This window comes from Streptomyces similanensis (assembly GCF_039543625.1).
GTDB lineage: Bacteria > Actinomycetota > Actinomycetes > Streptomycetales > Streptomycetaceae > Streptomyces > Streptomyces similanensis.
In genome coordinates this window covers 38,973-58,164 of the sequence record NZ_BAABKC010000064.1, presented here as the reverse complement: position 1 = coordinate 58,164, position 19,192 = coordinate 38,973, and the positions used below count along the sequence as shown (strand labels likewise).

14 protein-coding genes and 1 riboswitch are annotated in these 19,192 nt (G+C 75.7%); of the genes, 13 read left to right on the top strand and 1 reads right to left on the bottom strand.

Annotated elements, in window-relative coordinates:
- Positions 1–30: 30 nt before the first annotated feature.
- The 8 genes from ABEB07_RS21760 to cobI all read left to right on the top strand — a co-directional run bounded on the left by ABEB07_RS21760 (position 31) and on the right by cobI (position 11,957).
- Positions 31–261 carry a hypothetical protein gene (locus tag ABEB07_RS21760; RefSeq protein WP_176148463.1) on the top strand — a complete coding sequence of 77 codons (231 nt, stop codon included), beginning with the start codon at positions 31–33 and terminating at the stop codon, positions 259–261.
- A gap of 283 nt (positions 262–544) precedes the next feature.
- Positions 545–685: riboswitch (cobalamin riboswitch) on the top strand.
- Positions 686–789: 104 nt separating this feature from the next.
- Positions 790–1,818, top strand: a complete 1,029-nt coding sequence (locus tag ABEB07_RS21755; RefSeq protein WP_345669899.1) for a cobalamin biosynthesis protein — start codon at positions 790–792, stop codon at positions 1,816–1,818.
- Entirely contained in the window at positions 1,815–3,347 is a 1,533-nt protein-coding gene (locus tag ABEB07_RS21750) for a cobyric acid synthase (protein WP_345669898.1), read from the top strand. Before ABEB07_RS21755 ends, ABEB07_RS21750 begins: the two co-directional genes overlap by 4 nt.
- Positions 3,344–6,997: a cobaltochelatase subunit CobN gene (cobN, locus tag ABEB07_RS21745; RefSeq protein WP_345669897.1), complete on the top strand. Its 3,654-nt coding sequence runs from the start codon at positions 3,344–3,346 to the stop codon at positions 6,995–6,997. The genes ABEB07_RS21750 and cobN overlap by 4 nt, the downstream gene beginning before the upstream one ends.
- Positions 6,994–9,036: a putative cobaltochelatase gene (locus ABEB07_RS21740; RefSeq protein WP_345669896.1), complete on the top strand. Its 2,043-nt coding sequence runs from the start codon at positions 6,994–6,996 to the stop codon at positions 9,034–9,036. The genes cobN and ABEB07_RS21740 overlap by 4 nt, the downstream gene beginning before the upstream one ends.
- Positions 9,036–9,635, top strand: a complete 600-nt coding sequence (gene cobO / locus ABEB07_RS21735; RefSeq protein ID WP_164589602.1) for a cob(I)yrinic acid a,c-diamide adenosyltransferase — start codon at positions 9,036–9,038, stop codon at positions 9,633–9,635. Before ABEB07_RS21740 ends, cobO begins: the two co-directional genes overlap by 1 nt.
- 91 nt (positions 9,636–9,726) lie before the next feature.
- Positions 9,727–11,229, top strand: coding sequence for a cobyrinate a,c-diamide synthase (locus tag ABEB07_RS21730; RefSeq protein ID WP_345669895.1), 1,503 nt, complete (start codon positions 9,727–9,729; stop codon positions 11,227–11,229).
- Positions 11,226–11,957: a precorrin-2 C(20)-methyltransferase gene (gene cobI, locus ABEB07_RS21725; protein WP_345669894.1), complete on the top strand. Its 732-nt coding sequence runs from the start codon at positions 11,226–11,228 to the stop codon at positions 11,955–11,957. Before ABEB07_RS21730 ends, cobI begins: the two co-directional genes overlap by 4 nt.
- Before the next feature lie 56 nt (positions 11,958–12,013).
- Here cobI and ABEB07_RS21720 read toward each other — a convergent pair whose 3' ends face one another.
- Positions 12,014–12,745 (bottom strand): ZIP family metal transporter, encoded by a 732-nt coding sequence (locus tag ABEB07_RS21720; RefSeq protein ID WP_164589605.1) that lies wholly within the window; start codon positions 12,743–12,745, stop codon positions 12,014–12,016.
- A gap of 95 nt (positions 12,746–12,840) precedes the next feature.
- On the opposite strand from ABEB07_RS21720, the gene cobM reads away from it, so the two are divergent.
- From cobM to cobC, 5 genes are all read left to right on the top strand, one after another.
- Positions 12,841–13,659: a precorrin-4 C(11)-methyltransferase gene (gene cobM, locus ABEB07_RS21715; RefSeq protein ID WP_345669893.1), complete on the top strand. Its 819-nt coding sequence runs from the start codon at positions 12,841–12,843 to the stop codon at positions 13,657–13,659.
- Positions 13,656–14,918 carry a precorrin-6y C5,15-methyltransferase (decarboxylating) subunit CbiE gene (gene cbiE, locus ABEB07_RS21710; RefSeq protein WP_345669892.1) on the top strand — a complete coding sequence of 421 codons (1,263 nt, stop codon included), beginning with the start codon at positions 13,656–13,658 and terminating at the stop codon, positions 14,916–14,918. Before cobM ends, cbiE begins: the two co-directional genes overlap by 4 nt.
- Positions 14,915–16,621, top strand: a complete 1,707-nt coding sequence (cobJ, locus tag ABEB07_RS21705; protein ID WP_345669891.1) for a precorrin-3B C(17)-methyltransferase — start codon at positions 14,915–14,917, stop codon at positions 16,619–16,621. Before cbiE ends, cobJ begins: the two co-directional genes overlap by 4 nt.
- Positions 16,622–16,706: 85 nt before the next feature.
- Entirely contained in the window at positions 16,707–17,627 is a 921-nt protein-coding gene (locus ABEB07_RS21700; RefSeq protein WP_164588679.1) for a sirohydrochlorin chelatase, read from the top strand.
- 409 nt (positions 17,628–18,036) lie between these two features.
- Positions 18,037–19,137, top strand: a complete 1,101-nt coding sequence (gene cobC, locus ABEB07_RS21695) for an Rv2231c family pyridoxal phosphate-dependent protein CobC (protein WP_345669928.1) — start codon at positions 18,037–18,039, stop codon at positions 19,135–19,137.
- Positions 19,138–19,192: the final 55 nt, after the last annotated feature.

Below are 19,192 nucleotides of genomic sequence, written 5' to 3'. Positions count from 1 at the left end.
CGCACACCGGTCCCCCAAGGAAGCATCACCATGAAGATCGACTGGGCAGCCCTCGGCTCCGTCTTCGGCGTCAGCCTCGTGGCCACCGTGGGCCTGGTGGCCCTGTTCACCCTCGGCATCGCCGGCCTCTCCCGCCGTGAGCGGGCGGTGGCCACCGGTGCGGGCGGCGGGACGCTCGCCGTCACCGGCGCCTACGTCTGCTTCGCGGCGTGCGCCGCCGCGGTGGGCTACGGCATCTACCTGATCATGGGCAAGGGCTGACCCCGGGCCGGTCACCGCCGCGGCCGACGCCGCCGCCCCGACCGGCCCCTCAGCCTCCTCCCCCGCCCCGTGCAGGGACCGCCACCCAGCGGCCCGCGCGGGGCGGAGCCTTGTCCGGGGCGGGCCCGCGTCGAAGGGGTGGGAGGTGCGGGAGCGGCGGGGTGGGAGGCGCGGGACGACGGGTGCGCGGGCGCGCGCCGGGGCACGCCGGGGCACGCCGTCGCGCGGGGCCGGTGTGGGCCTCATCTCAGTCGTACGACGCAGGTCAACGGCAAGTTGACGGGTGTTCGCGGGGCGTGGTGGACTGCCGGGGCCATGTACGGCGGCAGGAGAGGAAGCCCGGTGCGAATCCGGCGCGGTCCCGCCACTGTGACCGGGGAGGAAACCCCCGGGAGCCAGGAACTCTCACCGCCGGTCTCGTCGAACCAGGGCGTGGACACCCTGAGTGAGGACATATCGCCATGCGCGGCTGCCGACCGAGAGTCACCAGCGACGACCCCCTGACCGTCCTCGCGGCGGGCTGACCCGATGGGTGCCGAGCGCGTCTTCGCGTACGGCGCCGCCGCCGGCCTCCTCGGCGACCTCCTCCTCGGCGATCCGCGCCGCGGGCACCCGGTCGCCGCGTTCGGCCGTGCCGCGGGCGCCGTGGAACGCGTGCTGTGGCGGGACCACCGCGGGTGGGGCGCTCTGCACACCGCGGTGTGCGCGGGCGGCGCCGCCGCGCTGGGCGCCGTCGCCGCCCGCGCCGTACGCACCTCCCCCACCGCCTCCGCCGCCCTGACCGGCGTCGCCACCTGGGCCGTCGTGGGCGGGACCTCGCTGGCCCACGAGGCCCGCGCCATCGGCCGCGCGCTGGAGTCCGGCGACATCGAGGCCGCCCGGGCGCGGCTGCCGCACCTGTGCGGGCGCGACCCGCAGGCGCTGGACGCCGACGGGATCGCCCGCGCCGTGGTCGAGTCCGTCGCCGAGAACACCTCCGACGCGGTGGTCGGCGCGCTCACCTGGGGCGCCGTCGCGGGCGTGCCGGGTCTGCTCGGGTTCCGCGCGGTCAACACGCTCGACGCGATGGTCGGCCACAAGTCGCCCCGCCACCTGCGCTACGGCTGGGCCTCCGCCCGGCTGGACGACGTGGCCGGCTGGCCGGGCGCGCGGCTGACCGCCGTCCTCGCCACCGTGGCCGGCGGCGATCCGCGCGGGGCCGTACGGGCCTGGCGCGCCGACGCCGGCCGGCATCCGAGCCCCAACGCCGGGCCGGTCGAGGCGTCCTTCGCCGGGGCGCTCGGCGTGCGCCTGGGCGGCACGCTGTCGTACGCGGGGCGGGTGGAGCACCGGCCGGTGCTCAACGGCGGCGGACGCGCCGTCCGGGCGGCCGACATCGACCGGGCCGTACGCCTCTCCCGGCGCGTGAGCTGGCTCGCGCTCGGCGCCTGCGCCGGCGCGCGCCTGCTGGGCGCCCGTCTCCCGCGCACCCCGGCGGCGAGCGGCCTCCGTTCGGCCCCCGCACCGGGCGGCGGTCGCCGCCCGCGCACCCCCGTGACGAAGGGACGTACCTCATGAGCGGCGGTCTGCTCGTCGCCGGAACCACCTCCGACGCCGGGAAGAGCGTCGTCACGGCCGGGATCTGCCGGTGGCTGGTGCGCCAGGGCGTCAAGGTCGCGCCGTTCAAGGGGCAGAACATGTCCCTGAACTCCTTCGTCACCCGCGAGGGCGCCGAGATCGGCCGGGCGCAGGCCATGCAGGCGCAGGCGTGCCGGATCGAGCCGACCGCGCTGATGAACCCGGTGCTGCTCAAGCCGGGCGGCGAGCAGAGCAGCCAGGTGGTGCTGCTGGGCAAGCCGGTCGGCGAGCTGAGCGCCCGCGGCTACCACGGCGGGCGCCAGCAGAAACTGCTGGGCACCGTGCTGGACTGCCTGGCCGAGCTGCGGGGCGCGTACGACGCGGTGATCTGCGAGGGGGCGGGCAGCCCGGCGGAGATCAACCTGCGCCGCACCGACATCGTCAACATGGGCATCGCGCGCGGCGCGCGGCTGCCGGTGCTCGTGGTCGGCGACATCGACCGCGGCGGCGTCTTCGCCTCCTTCTTCGGCACCCTCGCCCTGCTGTCCCCCGAGGACCAGGAGCTGGTCGCGGGGTTCCTCGTCAACAAGTTCCGCGGCGACGTCACCCTGCTCGAACCGGGCCTCGACATGCTGCGCGGGCTGACCGGACGGCACACCTACGGCGTGCTGCCGTTCCGGCACGGGCTCGGCATCGACGAGGAGGACGGTCTCCGGGTCTCCCTGCGCGGCGCCGTGCGGGAGTCGGTCGTCGCCCCGCCGGTCGGCGAGGACGTGCTGCGCGTCGCCGTGTGCGCGATCCCGCTGATGTCCAACTTCACCGACGTGGACGCGCTGGCCGCCGAACCGGGCGTCGTGGTGCGGTTCGTGGACCGCCCGGAGGAACTGGCCGACGCGGACCTGGTCGTGGTCCCCGGCACCCGCGGCACGGTCCGCGCCCTGCGGTGGCTGCGGGAGCGGGGCCTCGCGGACGCCCTGGCGCGCCGGGCCGCCGAGGGACGGCCGGTGCTCGGCGTCTGCGGCGGCTTCCAGATGCTCGGCGAGCGCATCGAGGACGAGGTCGAGTCGCGCGCCGGCGCGGTCGACGGCCTCGGACTGCTGCCCGTGCGGGTGCGGTTCGCCCGCGAGAAGACCCTCACCCGGCCGGCCGGCCGGGCCCTCGGCGAGCCGGTCGAGGGGTACGAGATCCACCACGGGGTGGCCACCGTCGAGGGCGGAGACGCGTTCATCTGCGATGACGATGGACACAGCCTGGACGGCTGCCGGGTCGGCGCGGTGTGGGGCACGCACTGGCACGGCTCGCTGGAGTCGGACGGCTTCCGGCGCGCGTTCCTGCGCGAGGTGGCCGCCGCCGCGGGCCGCCGCTTCATCCCCGCGCCGGACACCTCGTTCGCCGCGCTGCGCGAAGCGCAGCTGGACCGGCTCGGCGACCTGATCGAACAGCACGCGGACACGGACGCGCTGTGGCGGCTCATCGAGTCCGGCGCGCCGCAAGGACTGCCTTTCATTCCACCGGGAGCGCCCGCATGAGCACAGTGTTGTTGTTGTCGACCGCCGACACCGATCTGCTGGCGGCCCGGGCCTCCGGCGCCTCCTACCGGATCGGCAACCCGACCCGGGTGGACGTGGCCGGCGAGCTGCCCGCGCTGCTGGACGGCGCGGACGTCGCCGTCGTACGGCTGCTCGGCGGCAAGCGGGCCTGGGAGGACGGGCTCGCCGCGCTGAAGGCGTCCGGGGTGCCGACCGTGCTGCTGGGCGGCGAGTCGGTGCCGGACGCGGAGCTGATGGCCGAGTCGTCCGTCCCGGCCGGTGTGGTGGCCGAGGCGCTGCGCTACCTCGTCGAGGGCGGCCCCGCCAACCTCACCGAGCTGGCCCGGTTCCTGTCCGACACCGTGCTGCTGACCGGCGAGGGCTTCGAGGAGCCCCGGAAGATGCCGGAGTACGGCGTCCACGGCGAGCGCGATCTCGTGGCGGGCCGGCCGACCGTCGGCGTGCTCTTCTACCGGGCCCACCACCTGAGCGGCAACACCGCCTTCGTGGACACCCTGTGCGACGCGATCGAGGCGCACGGCGCCAACGCGCTGCCCGTGTACTGCGGTTCGCTGCGCGGCGCGGACCCGGCGCTGTACGAGCTGCTGGCGAGGACCGACGCGCTGGTCGCCACCGTGCTGGCCGCCGGCGGCACGCACGCCTCGCAGGCGTCGGCGGGCGGTGACGAGGAGGCGTGGGACATCGGCGCGCTCGCCGACTTGGACGTGCCCGTGCTGCAAGGGCTCTGCCTCACCTCCTCGCGGGCCGCCTGGGACGCGTCGGACGCCGCCCTGTCCCCGATGGACGCGGCGATGCAGGTCGCGATCCCCGAGTTCGACGGCCGTCTGATCACCGTGCCGTTCTCCTTCAAGGAGCAGGGCCCGGACGACGTGCCGGTGTACGTGGCCGACCCCGAGCGGGCCGCCCGCGTCGCCGGGATCGCCGTACGGCACGCCCGGCTGGGGCACAAGCCGAACGCCGAGAAGAAGGTCGCCCTCGTCTTCACCGCGTACCCGACCAAGCACTCGCGCGTCGGCAACGCGGTCGGCCTGGACACCCCCGCCTCGGCGGTGCGCGTCCTGGACGCGCTGCGCGAGGCCGGGTACACGCTGACCGACTACCCCGACAACGGCGACGAGTTGATCCACCGGCTCATCGCGGCCGGCGGCCACGACGTGGAGTGGCTGACCGAGGAGCAGCTGGCCGCCGCGCCCGCGCGGGCGCCGCTCGCCGACTACCGGGCCTGGTTCGACAAGCTGGACCCGGAGCTGCGCGCGGCGATGACCGAGGCGTGGGGCGAGCCGCCGGGCTCGCTGTACGTGGACGGCGAGGACATCGTGCTGGCCTCGCTCCGGTTCGGAAACGTCGTGGTGATGATCCAGCCGCCGCGCGGCTTCGGCGAGAACCCCATCGCGATCTACCACGACCCCGACATGCCGCCCTCGCACCACTACATGGCGGCCTACCGCTGGCTGGACGAGAGCTTCGGCGCCGACGCGATCGTGCACATGGGCAAGCACGGCACGATGGAGTGGCTGCCGGGCAAGGGCCTGGGCCTGAGCGCCGGTTGCGCGCCGGACGCGGTCCTCGGCGAGCTGCCGCTGATCTACCCGTTCATCGTCAACGACCCCGGCGAGGGCACCCAGGCCAAGCGGCGCGGCCACGCCACGGTGGTCGACCACCTCGTCCCGCCGATGGCCCGCGCCGACACCTACGGCGACCTGGCCAAGCTGGAGCAGCTCCTCGACGAGTACGCCCTCGTCTCCGACCTGGACCCGGTCAAGGCGCCGGCCGTGCGCGCCCAGATCTGGACGCTCGTGAAGGCCGCCGAGCTCCACCACGACCTGCACGTGAACGAGCAGCCGGACGACGAGGCGTTCGACGAGTTCGTCATGCACATCGACGGCTACCTGTGCGAGATCAAGGACGTGCAGATCCGCGACGGCCTGCACGTCCTGGGCGGCGGCCCGGTCGGCGAGGCGCGGGTGAACCTGGTCCTGGCGGTGCTGCGCGCCTCCCAGGTGTGGGGCGGGAAGGCGAACGCGCTGCCCGGTCTGCGGGCCTCGCTGGCGGCCCACTTCGATCTGGTGGAGAAGGAGTTGCTGGCCGAGCCGGGCGCCCCGGCGAAGGTACCGGCGGAGCTGACGGAGCTGGTGGCGGGGCCGTCGCGGTCGGCCGCCGACGCGATCGACCTGCTGGAGCAGCTGTGCCGGCGGTTCGCCGAGGGCATGGAGGCGCGCGGCTGGGCCGCCGCCGAGAGCACCGCGCTGGTCCGGGAGGTGCTGGGCGCCGAACTCGCCGAGGCGGTCGCCGTGCTGGAGTTCGCCTGCACCGAGGTGGTGCCGCGGCTGGCCCGCACCACGGACGAGATCGGCAACATCCTGCGGGCGCTGGACGGCGGTTACGTGCCGGCCGGCCCGTCCGGCTCGCCGACCCGCGGTCTGGTCAACGTCCTGCCGACCGGCCGCAACTTCTACTCGGTCGACCCCAAGGCGATCCCGTCCAGGCTGAGCTGGGAGGTCGGCCAGTCGCTCGCCGACTCCCTCGTGCAGCGCTACCTCCAGGACACCGGCGCGTACCCGAAGTCCGTCGGCCTGACGGTGTGGGGCACCTCCGCGATGCGCACCCAGGGCGACGACATCGCCGAGATCCTGGCGCTGCTCGGCTGCCGCCCGGTCTGGGACGACGCCTCGCGGCGGGTGACCGGGTTCGAGGTGGTTCCGCCCCAGGAGCTGGGCCGGCCGCGCATCGACGTCACGGTCCGCATCTCCGGCTTCTTCCGGGACGCGTTCCCGCACGTGGTCGGGCTGATCGACGACGCGGTGCGGACGGTGGCCGAGCTGGACGAGAGCGCCGAGGCCAACTACGTACGGGCGCACGTCGACGAGGACACCGCCGAGCACGGCGACCGGCGGCGCGCCACGGCCCGGATCTTCGGCTCCAAGCCGGGCGCGTACGGCGCGGGCCTGCTGCCGCTGATCGACGCCCGCAACTGGCGCTCGGACGCGGACCTCGCCGAGGTGTACGCGGTGTGGGGCGGTTACGCCTACGGGCGCGGGCTCGACGGGCGGGCGGCGCGCGGCGACATGGAGACGGCGTTCCGGCGGATCGCGGTGGCCGCGAAGAACGTCGACACCAGGGAACACGACCTGGTGGACGCGGACGACTACTTCCAGTACCACGGCGGCATGGTCGCCATGGTCCGGCACCTGACGGGCACGAGCCCGGAGGCGTACGTCGGCGACTCGGCCGTCCCCGACCAGGTGAAGACCCGCACGCTGGGCGAGGAGACGCACCGGGTGTTCCGGGCGCGGGTGGTCAACCCGCGCTGGATGGCGGCCATGCGGCGGCACGGCTACAAGGGCGCCTTCGAGATGGCGGCGACCGTCGACTACCTCTTCGGCTACGACGCCACCGCGGGCGTGGTGGACGACTGGATGTACGAGAAGCTCAGCGCCGAGTACGTCTTCGACGCCGAGAACCGCGACTTCATGAAGAAGTCCAACCCGTGGGCGCTGCGCGGCATCACGGAACGGCTGCTGGAGGCCGCCGACCGGGGGCTGTGGGCGGAGCCGGACGCGGACACCCTGGAGCGGCTGCGGGCCACGTACCTGGAGCTGGAAGGCGATCTGGAGGGCGACGACAAGTGAGTACCCCGTTTCCGTTCACGGCCGTCGTCGGGCAGGACGACCTGCGCCTGGCGCTGCTGCTGAACGCGGTCTCCCCCGCGGTCGGCGGGGTGCTGGTGCGCGGCGAGAAGGGCACCGCGAAGTCCACCGCCGTGCGCGCGCTGTCGGCACTGCTGCCCGCGGTGGACGTGGTCGCCGGGTGCCGTTTCTCCTGCGCCCCGGACGCGCCCGACCCGGCGTGCCCGGACGGGCCGCACGAGCCGGGGGCGTTCGAGTCGAGGCCGGCGCGGATGGTGGAGCTGCCGGTCGGCGCCTCCGAGGACCGGCTCGTGGGCGCGCTGGACATCGAGCGGGCGCTCGCCGAGGGCGTCAAGGCGTTCGAGCCCGGCCTGCTCGCCGACGCCCACCGCGGCATCCTCTACGTGGACGAGGTCAACCTCCTCCACGACCACTTGGTCGACCTGCTGCTCGACGCGGCCGCGATGGGCGCCTCGTACGTGGAGCGCGAGGGCGTCTCCGTACGGCACGCGGCACGGTTCCTGCTGGTGGGGACCATGAACCCGGAAGAGGGCGAGCTGCGGCCGCAGTTGCTCGACCGGTTCGGGCTGACCGTCGAGGTCGCCGCCTCGCGCGAGCCCGACCAGCGGGTGGAGGTCGTGCGCCGGCGGCTGGCCTACGACGACGATCCGGCCGGCTTCGCCGCGCGCTGGGCCGACGAGGAGGCCGCGGTGCGGCAGCGGATCACCGCCGCCCGCGCGCTGCTGCCTCAGGTGCGCCTCGGTGACGGGGCGCTCCGGCAGATCGCGGCGACCTGTGCGGCGTTCGAGGTGGACGGCATGCGCGCCGACATCGTGATGGCGCGCACGGCGACCGCGCTGGCCGCGTGGGCCGGGCGGACCGACGTGCTCGCCGAGGACGTGCGGCAGGCCGCGCTGCTGGCGCTGCCGCACCGGCGGCGGCGCAACCCCTTCGACGCGCCCGGTCTGGACGAGGACAAGCTCGACGACACGCTCCAGGAGTTCCAGGGCTCCGAGGGCGACGGGAGCGAGGGAGACGACGGGGGCCCGCAGGACGAGGACCCCGACCCCGGTCCGGACGGGCCCGGCGGCGGGGGCGGGCAGCCCGCGCCCGAGGACGGCGGTCCGCGGGGCGGGGACGCCGCCGCGCGGCCGGAGGCCGGCGAGGGCGGGGAGCCGCAGCCGTCCGGGGCGGGCGGCGGCGAGCAGTCCGCCGTACGGGCCGCGGAGCCGTTCCGCACCAAGGTGCTGAGCGTTCCGGGCATCGGCGAGGGCGCGGCCGGGCGGCGCTCGCGGGCGCGCACCGAGCACGGGCGCACGACCGGCGCGCGACGGCCGCGCGGCGCGCTGACCAAGCTGCATCTGGCGGCGACCGTGCAGGCCGCCGCGCCGCACCAGCGGGCGCGCGGGCGCGGCGGTCCGGGGCTGATCGTGCGCCGGGACGATCTGCGGCAGGCGACGCGGGAGGGGCGCGAGGGCAATCTCGTGCTGTTCGTGGTGGACGCCTCCGGCTCGATGGCGGCGCGGCAGCGGATGGGCGCCGTGAAGGGCGCCGTGGTGTCGCTGCTGCTGGACGCCTACCAGCGGCGGGACAAGGTGGGCCTGGTGACGTTCCGCGGGGCCTCGGCGGAGGTCGCGCTGCCGCCGACCTCGTCGGTGGACGCGGCCGCCGCACGGCTGGAGTCGCTGCCGACCGGCGGCCGTACGCCGCTGGCGGCCGGGCTGCTGCGGGCGCACGAGGTGCTGCGGGTGGAGCGGCTGCGGGACCCGGCGCGCCGGGCGCTGGTGGTCGTGGTGACCGACGGGCGGGCGACGGGCGGCGTCGAGCCGGTGGCGCTGGCCGGGCGGGCGGCGCGGATGTTCGCGGCCGACGGCGTCGCCTCGGTGGTCGTGGACTGCGAGTCGGGGCCGGTGCGGCTCGGGCTCGCGGGGCAGCTCGCCGGTGAACTGGGCGGTACGGCGGTGACGTTGGACGAGTTGCGGGCCGACTCGATCGCCGGTCTGGTCCGGGACGTGCAGGGGACTTCGAGGAGGGCCGCGTAATGCCGCAGGGGCAGCCGAGTGTCGTACCCGAGGACGGGCTGACGACGCGTCAGCGGCGCAACCGGCCGCTCGTGGTCGTGCACACCGGGATCGGCAAGGGCAAGTCGACAGCCGCCTTCGGGCTGGCGCTGCGCGCCTGGAACCAGGGCTGGCCGATCGGGGTGTTCCAGTTCGTCAAGTCGGCGAAGTGGAAGGTCGGCGAGGAGAACGCGCTCCGGGTGCTGGGGGCGTCCGGGCAGGGCGGCTCCGTCGACTGGCACAAGATGGGCGAGGGCTGGTCGTGGGTCCAGCGCGACGCCCAGATGGACAACGAGGCCAAGGCCCGCGAGGGCTGGGAGCAGGTCAAGCGGGACCTGGCCGCCGAGACGTACCGGCTGTACGTGCTCGACGAGTTCGCGTACCCGATGCACTGGGGGTGGGTCGACACCGACGAGGTGGTGGAGGTGCTGCGGGCGCGGCCCGGCGTCCAGCACGTCGTCGTCACCGGGCGCAACGCGCCGGAGAAGCTGGTGGAGTGCGCCGATCTCGTCACCGACATGTCCAAGGTCAAGCACCCCATGGACGCGGGGCAGAAGGGCCAGCGGGGCATCGAGTGGTGACACCGTGCTGAACTCCCCCGCCACCGGAGCCTCTTGTGCCTCCGCCGTCTCCCGTGCCCGTGGTCACGGTTCCGGTTCCGCCGGCGCGTCCGTGCCCCGGCTGGTGATCGCCGCGCCGGCCTCCGGCAGCGGCAAGACCACCGTCGCCACGGGGCTGATGGCCGCGCTCGCCGGGCGCGGGCTCGCCGTGTCCCCGCACAAGGTGGGGCCGGACTACATCGACCCGGGCTACCACGCGCTCGCCACCGGGCGGCCGGGCCGCAACCTGGACGCGTATCTGTGCGGGCCCGAGCTGGTCGGGCCGCTGTTCCTGCACGGGGCGCGGGGGTGCGACATCGCGGTGGTCGAAGGGGTGATGGGGCTCTACGACGGGGCCGCCGGGCAAGGAGAGCTGGCGTCCACCGCGCAGGTGGCGAAGCTGCTGCGGGCGCCGGTGGTGCTGGTGGTGGACGCGTCCGCGCAGTCGCGGTCGGTGGCGGCGCTGGTGCACGGGTTCGTGACGTGGGACCCGGAGGTGCGGATCGGGGGCGTGATCCTCAACAAGGTCGCCTCCGACCGGCACGAGGCGCTGCTGCGGGAGGCGCTGGAGTCGGTGGGGGCGCCGGTGCTGGGGGTGCTGCGGCGGGCGCCGCAGGTGGACACTCCGGCGCGGCATCTGGGTCTGGTGCCGGCCGCCGAGCGCCACGGCGCCGCGGTGGAGGCGGTCGCGGCGATGGGGGCGCAGGTGGCCGCGGGGTGCGATCTGGAGGCGTTGGTCGCGCTGGCGCGGGGTGCGGGGGCGTTGTCGTGCGCGGCGTGGGACGCGGGTGTGGTTTCGCCCCCGCCGCCCCTTCCCGTTCCCGTCCCTGGGGGCTTTGCCCCCAGACCCCCGGATCGGCCTGGACGGCCTCGTCCTCAAACGCCGGACGGGCTGGAAGAAGTCGGCCGGAGTGCGGCGCCGGTCCGAACGCCGGACGGGCCGGAAGGAGTCGGCCGGAGTTCCAAGGTGACCGTCGCCGTGGCCGGCGGGGCCGCCTTCACGTTCTCCTACGCCGAGCACGCCGAGCTGCTCGCCGCCGCCGGGGCCGAGGTCGTCGTCTTCGATCCGCTGCGGGACGAGGCGCTGCCCGAGGGGACCCGGGGGCTGGTCGTCGGGGGCGGGTTCCCCGAGGTGTACGCCGCCGAGCTGTCCGCCAACGAGCCCCTGCGCAAGGCCGTCGGGGAGCTGGCCCGGAGCGGCGCGCCCGTCGCCGCCGAGTGCGCGGGGCTGCTGTATCTGTGCCGGGAGCTGGACGGGCGGCCGATGTGCGGGGTGCTGGACGCCGCCGCGCGGATGACCGGGCGGCTGACGCTCGGCTACCGGGACGCCGTGGCCGTCGGCGACAGCGTGCTCGCCGCGGCCGGGGAGCGGATGCGCGGACACGAGTTCCACCGCACCGTCGTCGAGCCGGGCGCGGGCGCCGGGCCGGCGGCGCCCGCCTGGGGCCTGCACGCGCCCGAGCGGCGGCTCGAAGGCTTCGTGCAGCGCCATGTGCACGCCAGTTATCTCCACACGCACTGGGCCGGCGCGCCCGGTGTCGCCCGTCGGTTCGTCGAGAGGTGCCGGACGTCATGAGCAGCAGGCTGGTCGGAGTAGGGGTCGGTCCCGGCGATCCGGAGCTGGTGACCGTCAAGGGCGTGAACGCGCTGCGCGCGGCCGCCATCGTGGTGGTGCCCGTGATGGATTCCGGGGAGCGCGGACGCGCGGAGGCCACCGTGCTGCACTACGTGGGCGCGGAGAAGGTCGTCCGGGTGGTGTTCGCGCTGAACGAGCGCAGTGACCGGGCGCGCCGCGAGGCGGCCTGGGACGCCGCCGGCGAGCGGGTCGCGGCGCTGCTGCGGGCGCACGGGTCGGTGGCGTTCGCGACCATCGGAGACCCGAACGTGTATTCGACGTTCACGTATCTCGCGCAGACCGTGGCCGAGCTGGTGCCCGGGGTCGCGGTGGAGACGGTGCCCGGCATCACCGCCATGCAGGACCTGGCGGCGCGTTCGGGCGCGGTGCTCACCGAGGGGACCGAGCCGCTGACGCTGGTGCCGGTGACCGCGGGCGCCGCCGTGCTCAAGGACGCGCTGAACGGTCCGGGCACGGTCGTCGCGTACAAGTTCGGGCGGCAGGCGCGGGAGGTCGCCGAGGCGCTGCGGGACAGCGGGCGGATCGAGGACGCGGTGTGGGGTTCGGCGCTGGGGCTGGCGGAGGAGTCGATCCGGCCGGCCGGCGAGCTGGACGGCGCTCCCCTGCCGTATCTGTCGACCCTCATCGCGCCCGCGCGGCGCGGTGGCGGGCGGGGCGGCAAGCTGTGAGGGACGACCGCGCGCGGTCGTCCGGCCGCGCCCCGGCGCACGGCCGTACCGCCCGCTCAGGCGGCCAGGCCGACCACCAGCCATATGAACGCGACGCCTGCGACGGTGCACAGCAGGGTGGAGCGGGCCGGGTGCTCGTGATGGGCCTCGGGCAGGATCTCGGCCGCGGCGAGGTAGAGCAGTACGCCGCCGAAGAGGCCGAGATAGCCGCCGAGGAACCACTCCGGGATGCTGACGAAGGCGGTCGAGGCGGCGCCGACGAGCGGGGCCAGGGCGTCGGCGAAGAGCATCGCGAGGGCCTTGCGGCGCTCGTTGCCGTACAGGCGGGTCAGGGTGAAGGTGTTGAAGCCGTCGGCGAAGTCATGGGCGATGACCGCGAGCGCCACCGCCGCGCCCATGCCGCCGCCGACCTGGAAGGCCGCGCCGATCGCGACGCCGTCCATGGCGCTGTGGCCGACCATGGCCGCCGCGGCCGTCAGGCCCACCTCGGGCGCGCGGTGGTCGTGCGCCTCGGCGCCGCCGTGCGCGGCCTGCCGGGCCGCCAGCAGCCGCTCCACCAGGTGGGCCAGCAGGAAGCCGGCCACGAACAGCAGCAGGGCGGCCGGTACGCCGAACACCTCGCGGCCCGCGGCGTGCAGCGCCTCGGGCAGCAGGTCCAGGCCGACCACGCCCAGCATCAGGCCGCCGGCCAGTCCGAGGACCAGGTGGCGACGATCGGTCACCCGCTGTGCCGTCCAGCCGCCGGCCAGCGTCATCAGGAACGCGCCGAGCGCGACGAAGACCGCCATGTGCCCTTGCTATCCGATCAACCCCCCATCGCGCACATCCGGCCATCGTCGGATCACCGCACACCATGACAATCCGTACGGAAGGACCTGACCCCATGGCCGCTGCCACCCCCGGCAAGGTGACCTTCGTCGGCGCCGGTCCCGGCGCCGCCGACCTGCTGACGTTCCGCGCCGCGCGCGCGATCGCCGAGGCCGACGTCGTGATCTGGGCGGCCAGCCTGGTCCAGGCCGAGGTGCTCGACCACGCGCACGAGGGCGCGGAGATCCTGGACTCGGCGGCCATGTCCCTGGAGGACGTCGTCGCCGTCTACGAGCGGGCCCGCGCCGAGGGCCTGAAAGTGGCCAGGATCCACTCCGGCGACCCGGCGCTGTGGGGCGGCACGCAGGAGCAGCTGGACCGGTGCGACGCGCTCGGCATCGAGACGGAGATCGTGCCCGGCGTCTCGTCGTTCTCCGCCGTGGCCGCGATCGCCCGGCGCGAGCTGACGATTCCCGAGGTGGCGCAGTCGGTGGTGCTGACCCGGCTGGGCGGCGGGAAGACGCCGATGCCGCCCGGCGAGGAGGTCCGCGAGTTCGCCCGGCACGGCACCACCATGGCCGTCTTCCTGTCGGCGGCCCGCAGCGGCCAGCTGGTGCGGGAGCTGCTGGAGGGCGGCTACCCGACCTCCACGCCGGTCGTCGTGGCCTACCAGGCGACCTGGCCGGAGGAGCTGGTCGTGCGGTGCACCGTCGAGACACTGGAGGAGACGGTCAAGGAGCACAAGCTCTGGAAGCACACGCTCTTCCTGGTCGGCCCCGCGCTCGGCGCGCACGGCACCCGCTCGCACCTGTACCACCCGGGCCACTTCCACGGCTACCGCAAGGCCGACCCGGAGGCCCGCAAGGCCCTGCGCGCACGGGGCGCGAGCACGTGATCACGGTCGTCGGCACAGGCACGGGCGCACCGCTGGACGACGCCCTCCTCGCCGGGGCGGACCTGGTCGTGGGCGGACGGCGGCACCTGGACGCCGTACGGCTGCCGGACACCGCCGAACGGGTGACGCTCGGGCCGCTGGCGCCCGCCCTCGACACCATCGCCGCGCACGTCGACAAGGAGCGGCGGGTGGTGGTGCTGGCCTCCGGCGACCCCGGGTTCTTCGGGATCGTGCGGGCGCTGGCCGAGCGGTTCGGACCCGGCCTGCTGGACGTCCGGCCGGGCGTGTCCTCGGTCGCCGCCGCCTTCGCCCGGATCGGGCTGCCCTGGGACGACGCGGTGGTGGTCAGCGCGCACGGACGTGACCTGCGCACCGCCGTCAACGTGTGCCGGGCCCGGCCCAAGACGGCCGTGCTGACCGGCCCGGGCGCCGGACCGGCCGAGCTGGGGGCCGCGCTCGCCCGCACCCCGGGCGACCGGGTCCTGGTCGTCGCCTCCGCGCTCGGCGAGGCCGGCCGCGAGCGCGTCGAGACGGTCACGCCCGCCGAGGCCGCCGCCCGGGACTGGGGCCCGGCGGTGAGCGTCGTGCTGTGCCTCGACCCGGCGCGGGCGCTGGGCGCGGTGCGCACGGTCGCCGGCGCGGCACCGGGCCCGGCGGGCTGGGCGCCGGCCGAGGACGCGTTCGCGCACCGCGACTCGATGATCACCAAGTTCGAGGTGCGGGCGCTGGCCCTGGCCCGGCTCGGGCCGCGCCTGGGCGACCTGGTGTGGGACGTCGGCGCGGGCTCGGGCTCGGTGGCCGTGGAGTGCGCGCGGCTCGGCGCGGCCGTGGTCGCGGTCGAGAAGACGGCCGACGGCGTCACACGCGTGCGCGCCAACGCCGCCGCGCACGGCGTGGACGTGAGCGTGGTGCACGGCTCGGCGCCCGGGGCGCTGGCGGAGCTGGCCGACGACCCCGACGCGGTGTTCGTCGGCGGCGGCGGGCGCGAGCTGCCCGCGATCGTCGAGGCGTGCGCGCGCCGGGCGCGGCGAACCGTCGTCGTCGCCCTGGCCGCGCTCGACCGGGCGCCGGACGCGCGCCGGGCGCTGACCGCCGCCGGGCTGGACTGCGACGGGGTGCTGCTGCACTCCTCCCGGCTCGCGCCGCTGCCGGGTGACGTGACCCGGCTGGCGGCGACCAATCCCGTTTTCCTGCTGTGGGGGACGCGGCCCGAGGGGGCCGCGGCGACCACGGCGCGCACAGAAGGAGTTGCTCAGTGATCGGCCTCATCTCCGCCACCGCGGCGGGCGCGGCTGCGCGGGACCGGCTGGCGGCCGCCTGGCCGGACCGTGCGCGGGTGTACGACGGCCCGGTCGGCGAGGCCGTACGGGCCGCCTTCGCCGAGTGCGAGCAGGTGGTGTGCTTCCTGGCCACGGGGGCGGTGGTGCGGCTGATCGCCCCGCTGCTGGGCGACAAGGCCGCCGACCCGGGTGTGGTGTGCGTGGACGAGGGCGGCCGGTTCGCGGTGTCGCTGGTCGGCGGGCACGGCGGCGGCGCCAACGAACTGGCCGTCGCGGTCGGTGACGTGCTGGGCGCCGAGCCGGTGGTGACGACGGCGACGGACGCCGTGGGCGTGGCCGGCCTCGACACGCTCGGCCTGCCGGTGGAGGGCGATGTGGCCCGGGTGTCGCGGGCGCTGCTCGACGGCGAGCCGGTACGCCTGGACGCCGAGGTCCCCTGGCCGCTGCCCGCCCTGCCGGTCGCCGACCAGGGCTCGTACGCCGTCCGGGTCACCGACCGGGCCGTCCGACCCGCCGACGGGGAAGTGCTGTTGCGTCCGCCGTCCCTCGTCGTGGGCGTGGGCGCCTCCAGGGGCGCGCCGGTGGAGGAGGTGCTGGAGCTGGTCGAGCGGGCGCTGCGGGAGGCCGGGCTGTCCGCGCGCTCGGTCGCCGCGCTGGCCACGGTGGACGCCAAGGCCGCCGAGCCGGGTCTCGTCGGTGCGGCCGAGCGGCTGGGCGTGCCGCTGGTGACGTACGCCGCCGAGGAGTTGGCGGCGGTGACGGTGCCGAACCCGTCCGACGCGCCGCTCGCCGCGGTCGGCACGCCCTCCGTCGCGGAGGCCGCCGCGCTCGCCGGCGGCGGTGAACTCCTCGTGCCCAAACGGAAGTCCGAGCGGGCGGACGGGCGGCCCGCGATGGCCACCTGCGCGGTCGTACGGCGGCCCGCGCGCGGCCGGCTCGCCGTGGTCGGGCTCGGTCCCGGCGCCCGCGACCTGCTGACCCCGCGCGCCGCGGCCGAACTGCGGCGCGCCGCCGTCCTCGTGGGGCTTGACCAGTACGTCGACCAGATCCGCGACCTGCTGCGGCCCGGCACCCGGGTCCTGGAGTCCGGACTCGGCGCCGAGGAGGAGCGGGCCCGCGCGGCGGTGGCCGAGGCGCGCGCGGGCCACGCCGTGGCGCTGATCGGCAGCGGGGACGCCGGTGTGTACGCCATGGCCTCCCCGGCGCTCGCCGAGGCGTCCGACGACATCGACGTGGTCGGCGTCCCGGGTGTCACGGCGGCGCTCGCGGCCGGCGCGGTCCTCGGCGCGCCGCTCGGCCACGACCACGTGTCCATCAGCCTGTCGGACCTGCACACGCCGTGGGAGGTCATCGAGCGGCGGGTGCGGGCGGCGGCCGAGTCCGATCTCGTCGTCACCTTCTACAACCCGCGCTCGCGCGGCCGGCACTGGCAGCTGCCCAAGGCGCTGGACATCCTCGCCGGGCACCGGAGGCCGACGACGCCGGTCGGCGTCGTACGCAACGCCTCCCGGCCCGACGAGGCCGCCCGGCTGACCACGCTGGGCGAACTGGACCCGGCGACGGTCGACATGATGACGGTCGTCACCGTCGGCAACACCGCCACCCGCGAGATCGCGGGCCGCATGGTCACCCCGCGCGGCTACCGCTGGCAGGACGGCCGCACCCCGCAGGAGGCCCGGTGACCTCCCGCACGCCCCTTTCACCCACAACTTCACCCGCAACTTCGCCCGCACCCGATCCGTACCCGCCTTTCCCCGAGGAGACCCTGTGACCACCCCGACGCCGCCCGCCCTGCTCATCGCCGGCCACGGCACCCGGGACGACGCCGGGGCCGAGGCGTTCCGCGACTTCGTACGGGAGCTGGGCCGCCGCCACCCCGAACTGCCCGTCGCGGGCGGCTTCATCGAACTGTCCCCGCCGCCGCTGGGCGAGGCCGTCGCCGAACTGGTGGAGCGCGGGGTGCGCCGGTTCGCCGCCGTGCCGCTGATGCTGGTGTCCGCCGGGCACGCCAAGGGCGACATCCCGGCGGCCCTGGCCCGCGAGCGGGAGCGGCACCCGGGGATCTCCTACACCTACGGCCGCCCGCTGGGCCCGCACCCCGCGCTGCTGCGGGTGCTGGCGCGGCGGCTCGACGAGGCGCTGGAGGGCTTCGCCGGGGACCTCTCGGAGGTGACCGTGCTGCTGGTCGGGCGCGGCTCGACCGACCCCGACGCCAACGCCGAGGTGTTCAAGGCGGCGCGGCTGCTGTGGGAGGGCCGTGGCTACGCGGGCGTGGAGACGGCGTTCGTGTCGCTGGCCGCGCCGGACGTGCCGAGCGGTCTCGACCGGTGCGTGCGGCTGGGGGCGCGGCGGATCGTGGTCCTGCCGTACTTCCTGTTCACCGGCATCCTGCCGGACCGGGTGCGGCGCCAGACGGCGGACTGGGCCGGTGCGCACCCCGAGGTGGAGGTGCGGTCGGCGGACGTGATCGGCCCGGAGCCGGAGCTGCTGGACCTGGTGATGGAGCGGTACCGGGAGGCGGTCGGGGGCGATCTGCGGATGAACTGCGACTCGTGCGTGTACCGCATCGCGCTGCCGGGCTTCGAGGACAAGGTGGGACTGCCGCAGCAGCCCCACTTCCACCCGGACGACGACGACCACCACCACGGCCACCACCACGGCGGCCACACCCACTCACATGCCCACTGAACGCGGGGCGGCCCCCGGCGGCCACTTGCGCCACCACGGCGACGCGGGGGTCCGGGACGACGGGGTGACGCCCGGCGGGCACGACCTGCGTCACCACGGGGGCGTGGAGGCAGCCGACGACGGCACGACGCGCGGCGGCCACGACCTGCGCCAGCACGGCGACGCGGAGGCGACCGACGGCCCCACGGCGCCCGGCGGACACGACTCGCGCCACCACGGCGGCGCGGAGACACGTGACGACGGCGCGACGCCCGCCGGGCATGATCTGCGGCATCACGGCGGCGCGGAGATGCGGGACGACGAGGCGACGCCCGGCGGGCACGACCTGCGTCACCACGGCGGCGCGGAGATGCGGGACGACAAGGCGACGCCCGGCGGGCACGACCTGCGGCATCACGGCGGCGCGGAGATGCGGGACGACGAGGCGACGCCCGGCGGGCACGACCTGCGGCATCACGGGGACGCGGAGGTTCGGGGTGACGGGGCGGGGCTGGTCGATCTCGCGGTGAACGTCCGCGCGGGCACCCCGCCCGCGTGGCTGCGCGAGCGGATCGCCGGCTCGCTCGCCTCGCTCGCCGCCTATCCGGACGGGCGGGCCGCGCGGTCGGCGGTGGCCGCCCGGCACGGGCTGCCCGCCGGGCGGGTGCTGCTGACGTCGGGCGCGGCGGAGGCGTTCGTGCTGCTGGCGCGCGCGCTGAAGGTGCGTCGCCCGGTCGTCGTGCACCCGCAGTTCACCGAGCCGGAGGCGGCGCTGCGGGACGCGGAGCACACCGTGGACCGGGTGCTGCTGCGGGCGGCGGACGGCTTCCGGCTCGACCCGTCGGCCGTCCCCGAGGACGCGGACCTCGTGGTGATCGGCAACCCGACCAACCCGACGTCCGTGCTGCACCCGGCCGCCGAGATCGCCCGGCTGGCCCGGCCGGGACGGACGCTGGTGGTGGACGAGGCGTTCATGGACGCGGTGCCCGGCGAACGGGAGGCCCTGGCCGGGCGGACCGACGTGCCGGGACTGGTGGTGCTGCGCAGCCTCACCAAGACATGGGGCCTGGCCGGGCTGCGGATCGGGTACGTCCTGTCCTCGCCGGAGATCGTCGCCGAACTGGAGCGGGCCCAGCCGCTGTGGCCGGTGTCCACGCCGGCGCTGGCGGCGGCGTTGGCGTGCGTGGAGCCGGCGGCGCTCGCGGAGGCGGAGCGGGCGGCGCACGGCATCGCAGCGGACCGGGCCCGCCTGGTGGCGGGCCTCGCCTCGTTCGCCGGGTACGGGGTGCGGGTGGTGGAGCCGGCCGAGGGGCCGTTCGTACTGGTCCGGATCCCCGACGCGACCGGCGTACGGCGCCGGCTGCGCGAGCTGGGTTACGCGGTGCGGCGCGGGGACACGTTCCCCGGCCTTGACGGGGACGACTGGCTACGGCTGGCGGTACGGGACGAGAAGACGGTGGAGGGTTTCCTCACGGCACTGGCCACCGCCCTGACCGCGCATCCTCGCCCACCCACCCACCAGCCCCGGTAAGAGAAGCAAGCTCCCCGTCGGCGCGAAGCGCCACCCACTCACCGAGTCGGGCGGG

Coding starts and splice junctions, on each gene's coding strand:
- ABEB07_RS21760 (WP_176148463.1), top strand. CDS start 31: ATGAAGATCGACTGGGCAGCCCTCGGCTCCGTCTTCGGCGTCAGCCTC.
- ABEB07_RS21755 (WP_345669899.1), top strand. CDS start 790: ATGGGTGCCGAGCGCGTCTTCGCGTACGGCGCCGCCGCCGGCCTCCTC.
- ABEB07_RS21750 (WP_345669898.1), top strand. CDS start 1,815: ATGAGCGGCGGTCTGCTCGTCGCCGGAACCACCTCCGACGCCGGGAAG.
- cobN (WP_345669897.1), top strand. CDS start 3,344: ATGAGCACAGTGTTGTTGTTGTCGACCGCCGACACCGATCTGCTGGCG.
- cobO (WP_164589602.1), top strand. CDS start 9,036: ATGCCGCAGGGGCAGCCGAGTGTCGTACCCGAGGACGGGCTGACGACG.
- cobI (WP_345669894.1), top strand. CDS start 11,226: ATGAGCAGCAGGCTGGTCGGAGTAGGGGTCGGTCCCGGCGATCCGGAG.
- ABEB07_RS21720 (WP_164589605.1), bottom strand. CDS start 12,745: ATGGCGGTCTTCGTCGCGCTCGGCGCGTTCCTGATGACGCTGGCCGGC.
- cobM (WP_345669893.1), top strand. CDS start 12,841: ATGGCCGCTGCCACCCCCGGCAAGGTGACCTTCGTCGGCGCCGGTCCC.
- cobC (WP_345669928.1), top strand. CDS start 18,037: ATGCGGGACGACGAGGCGACGCCCGGCGGGCACGACCTGCGGCATCAC.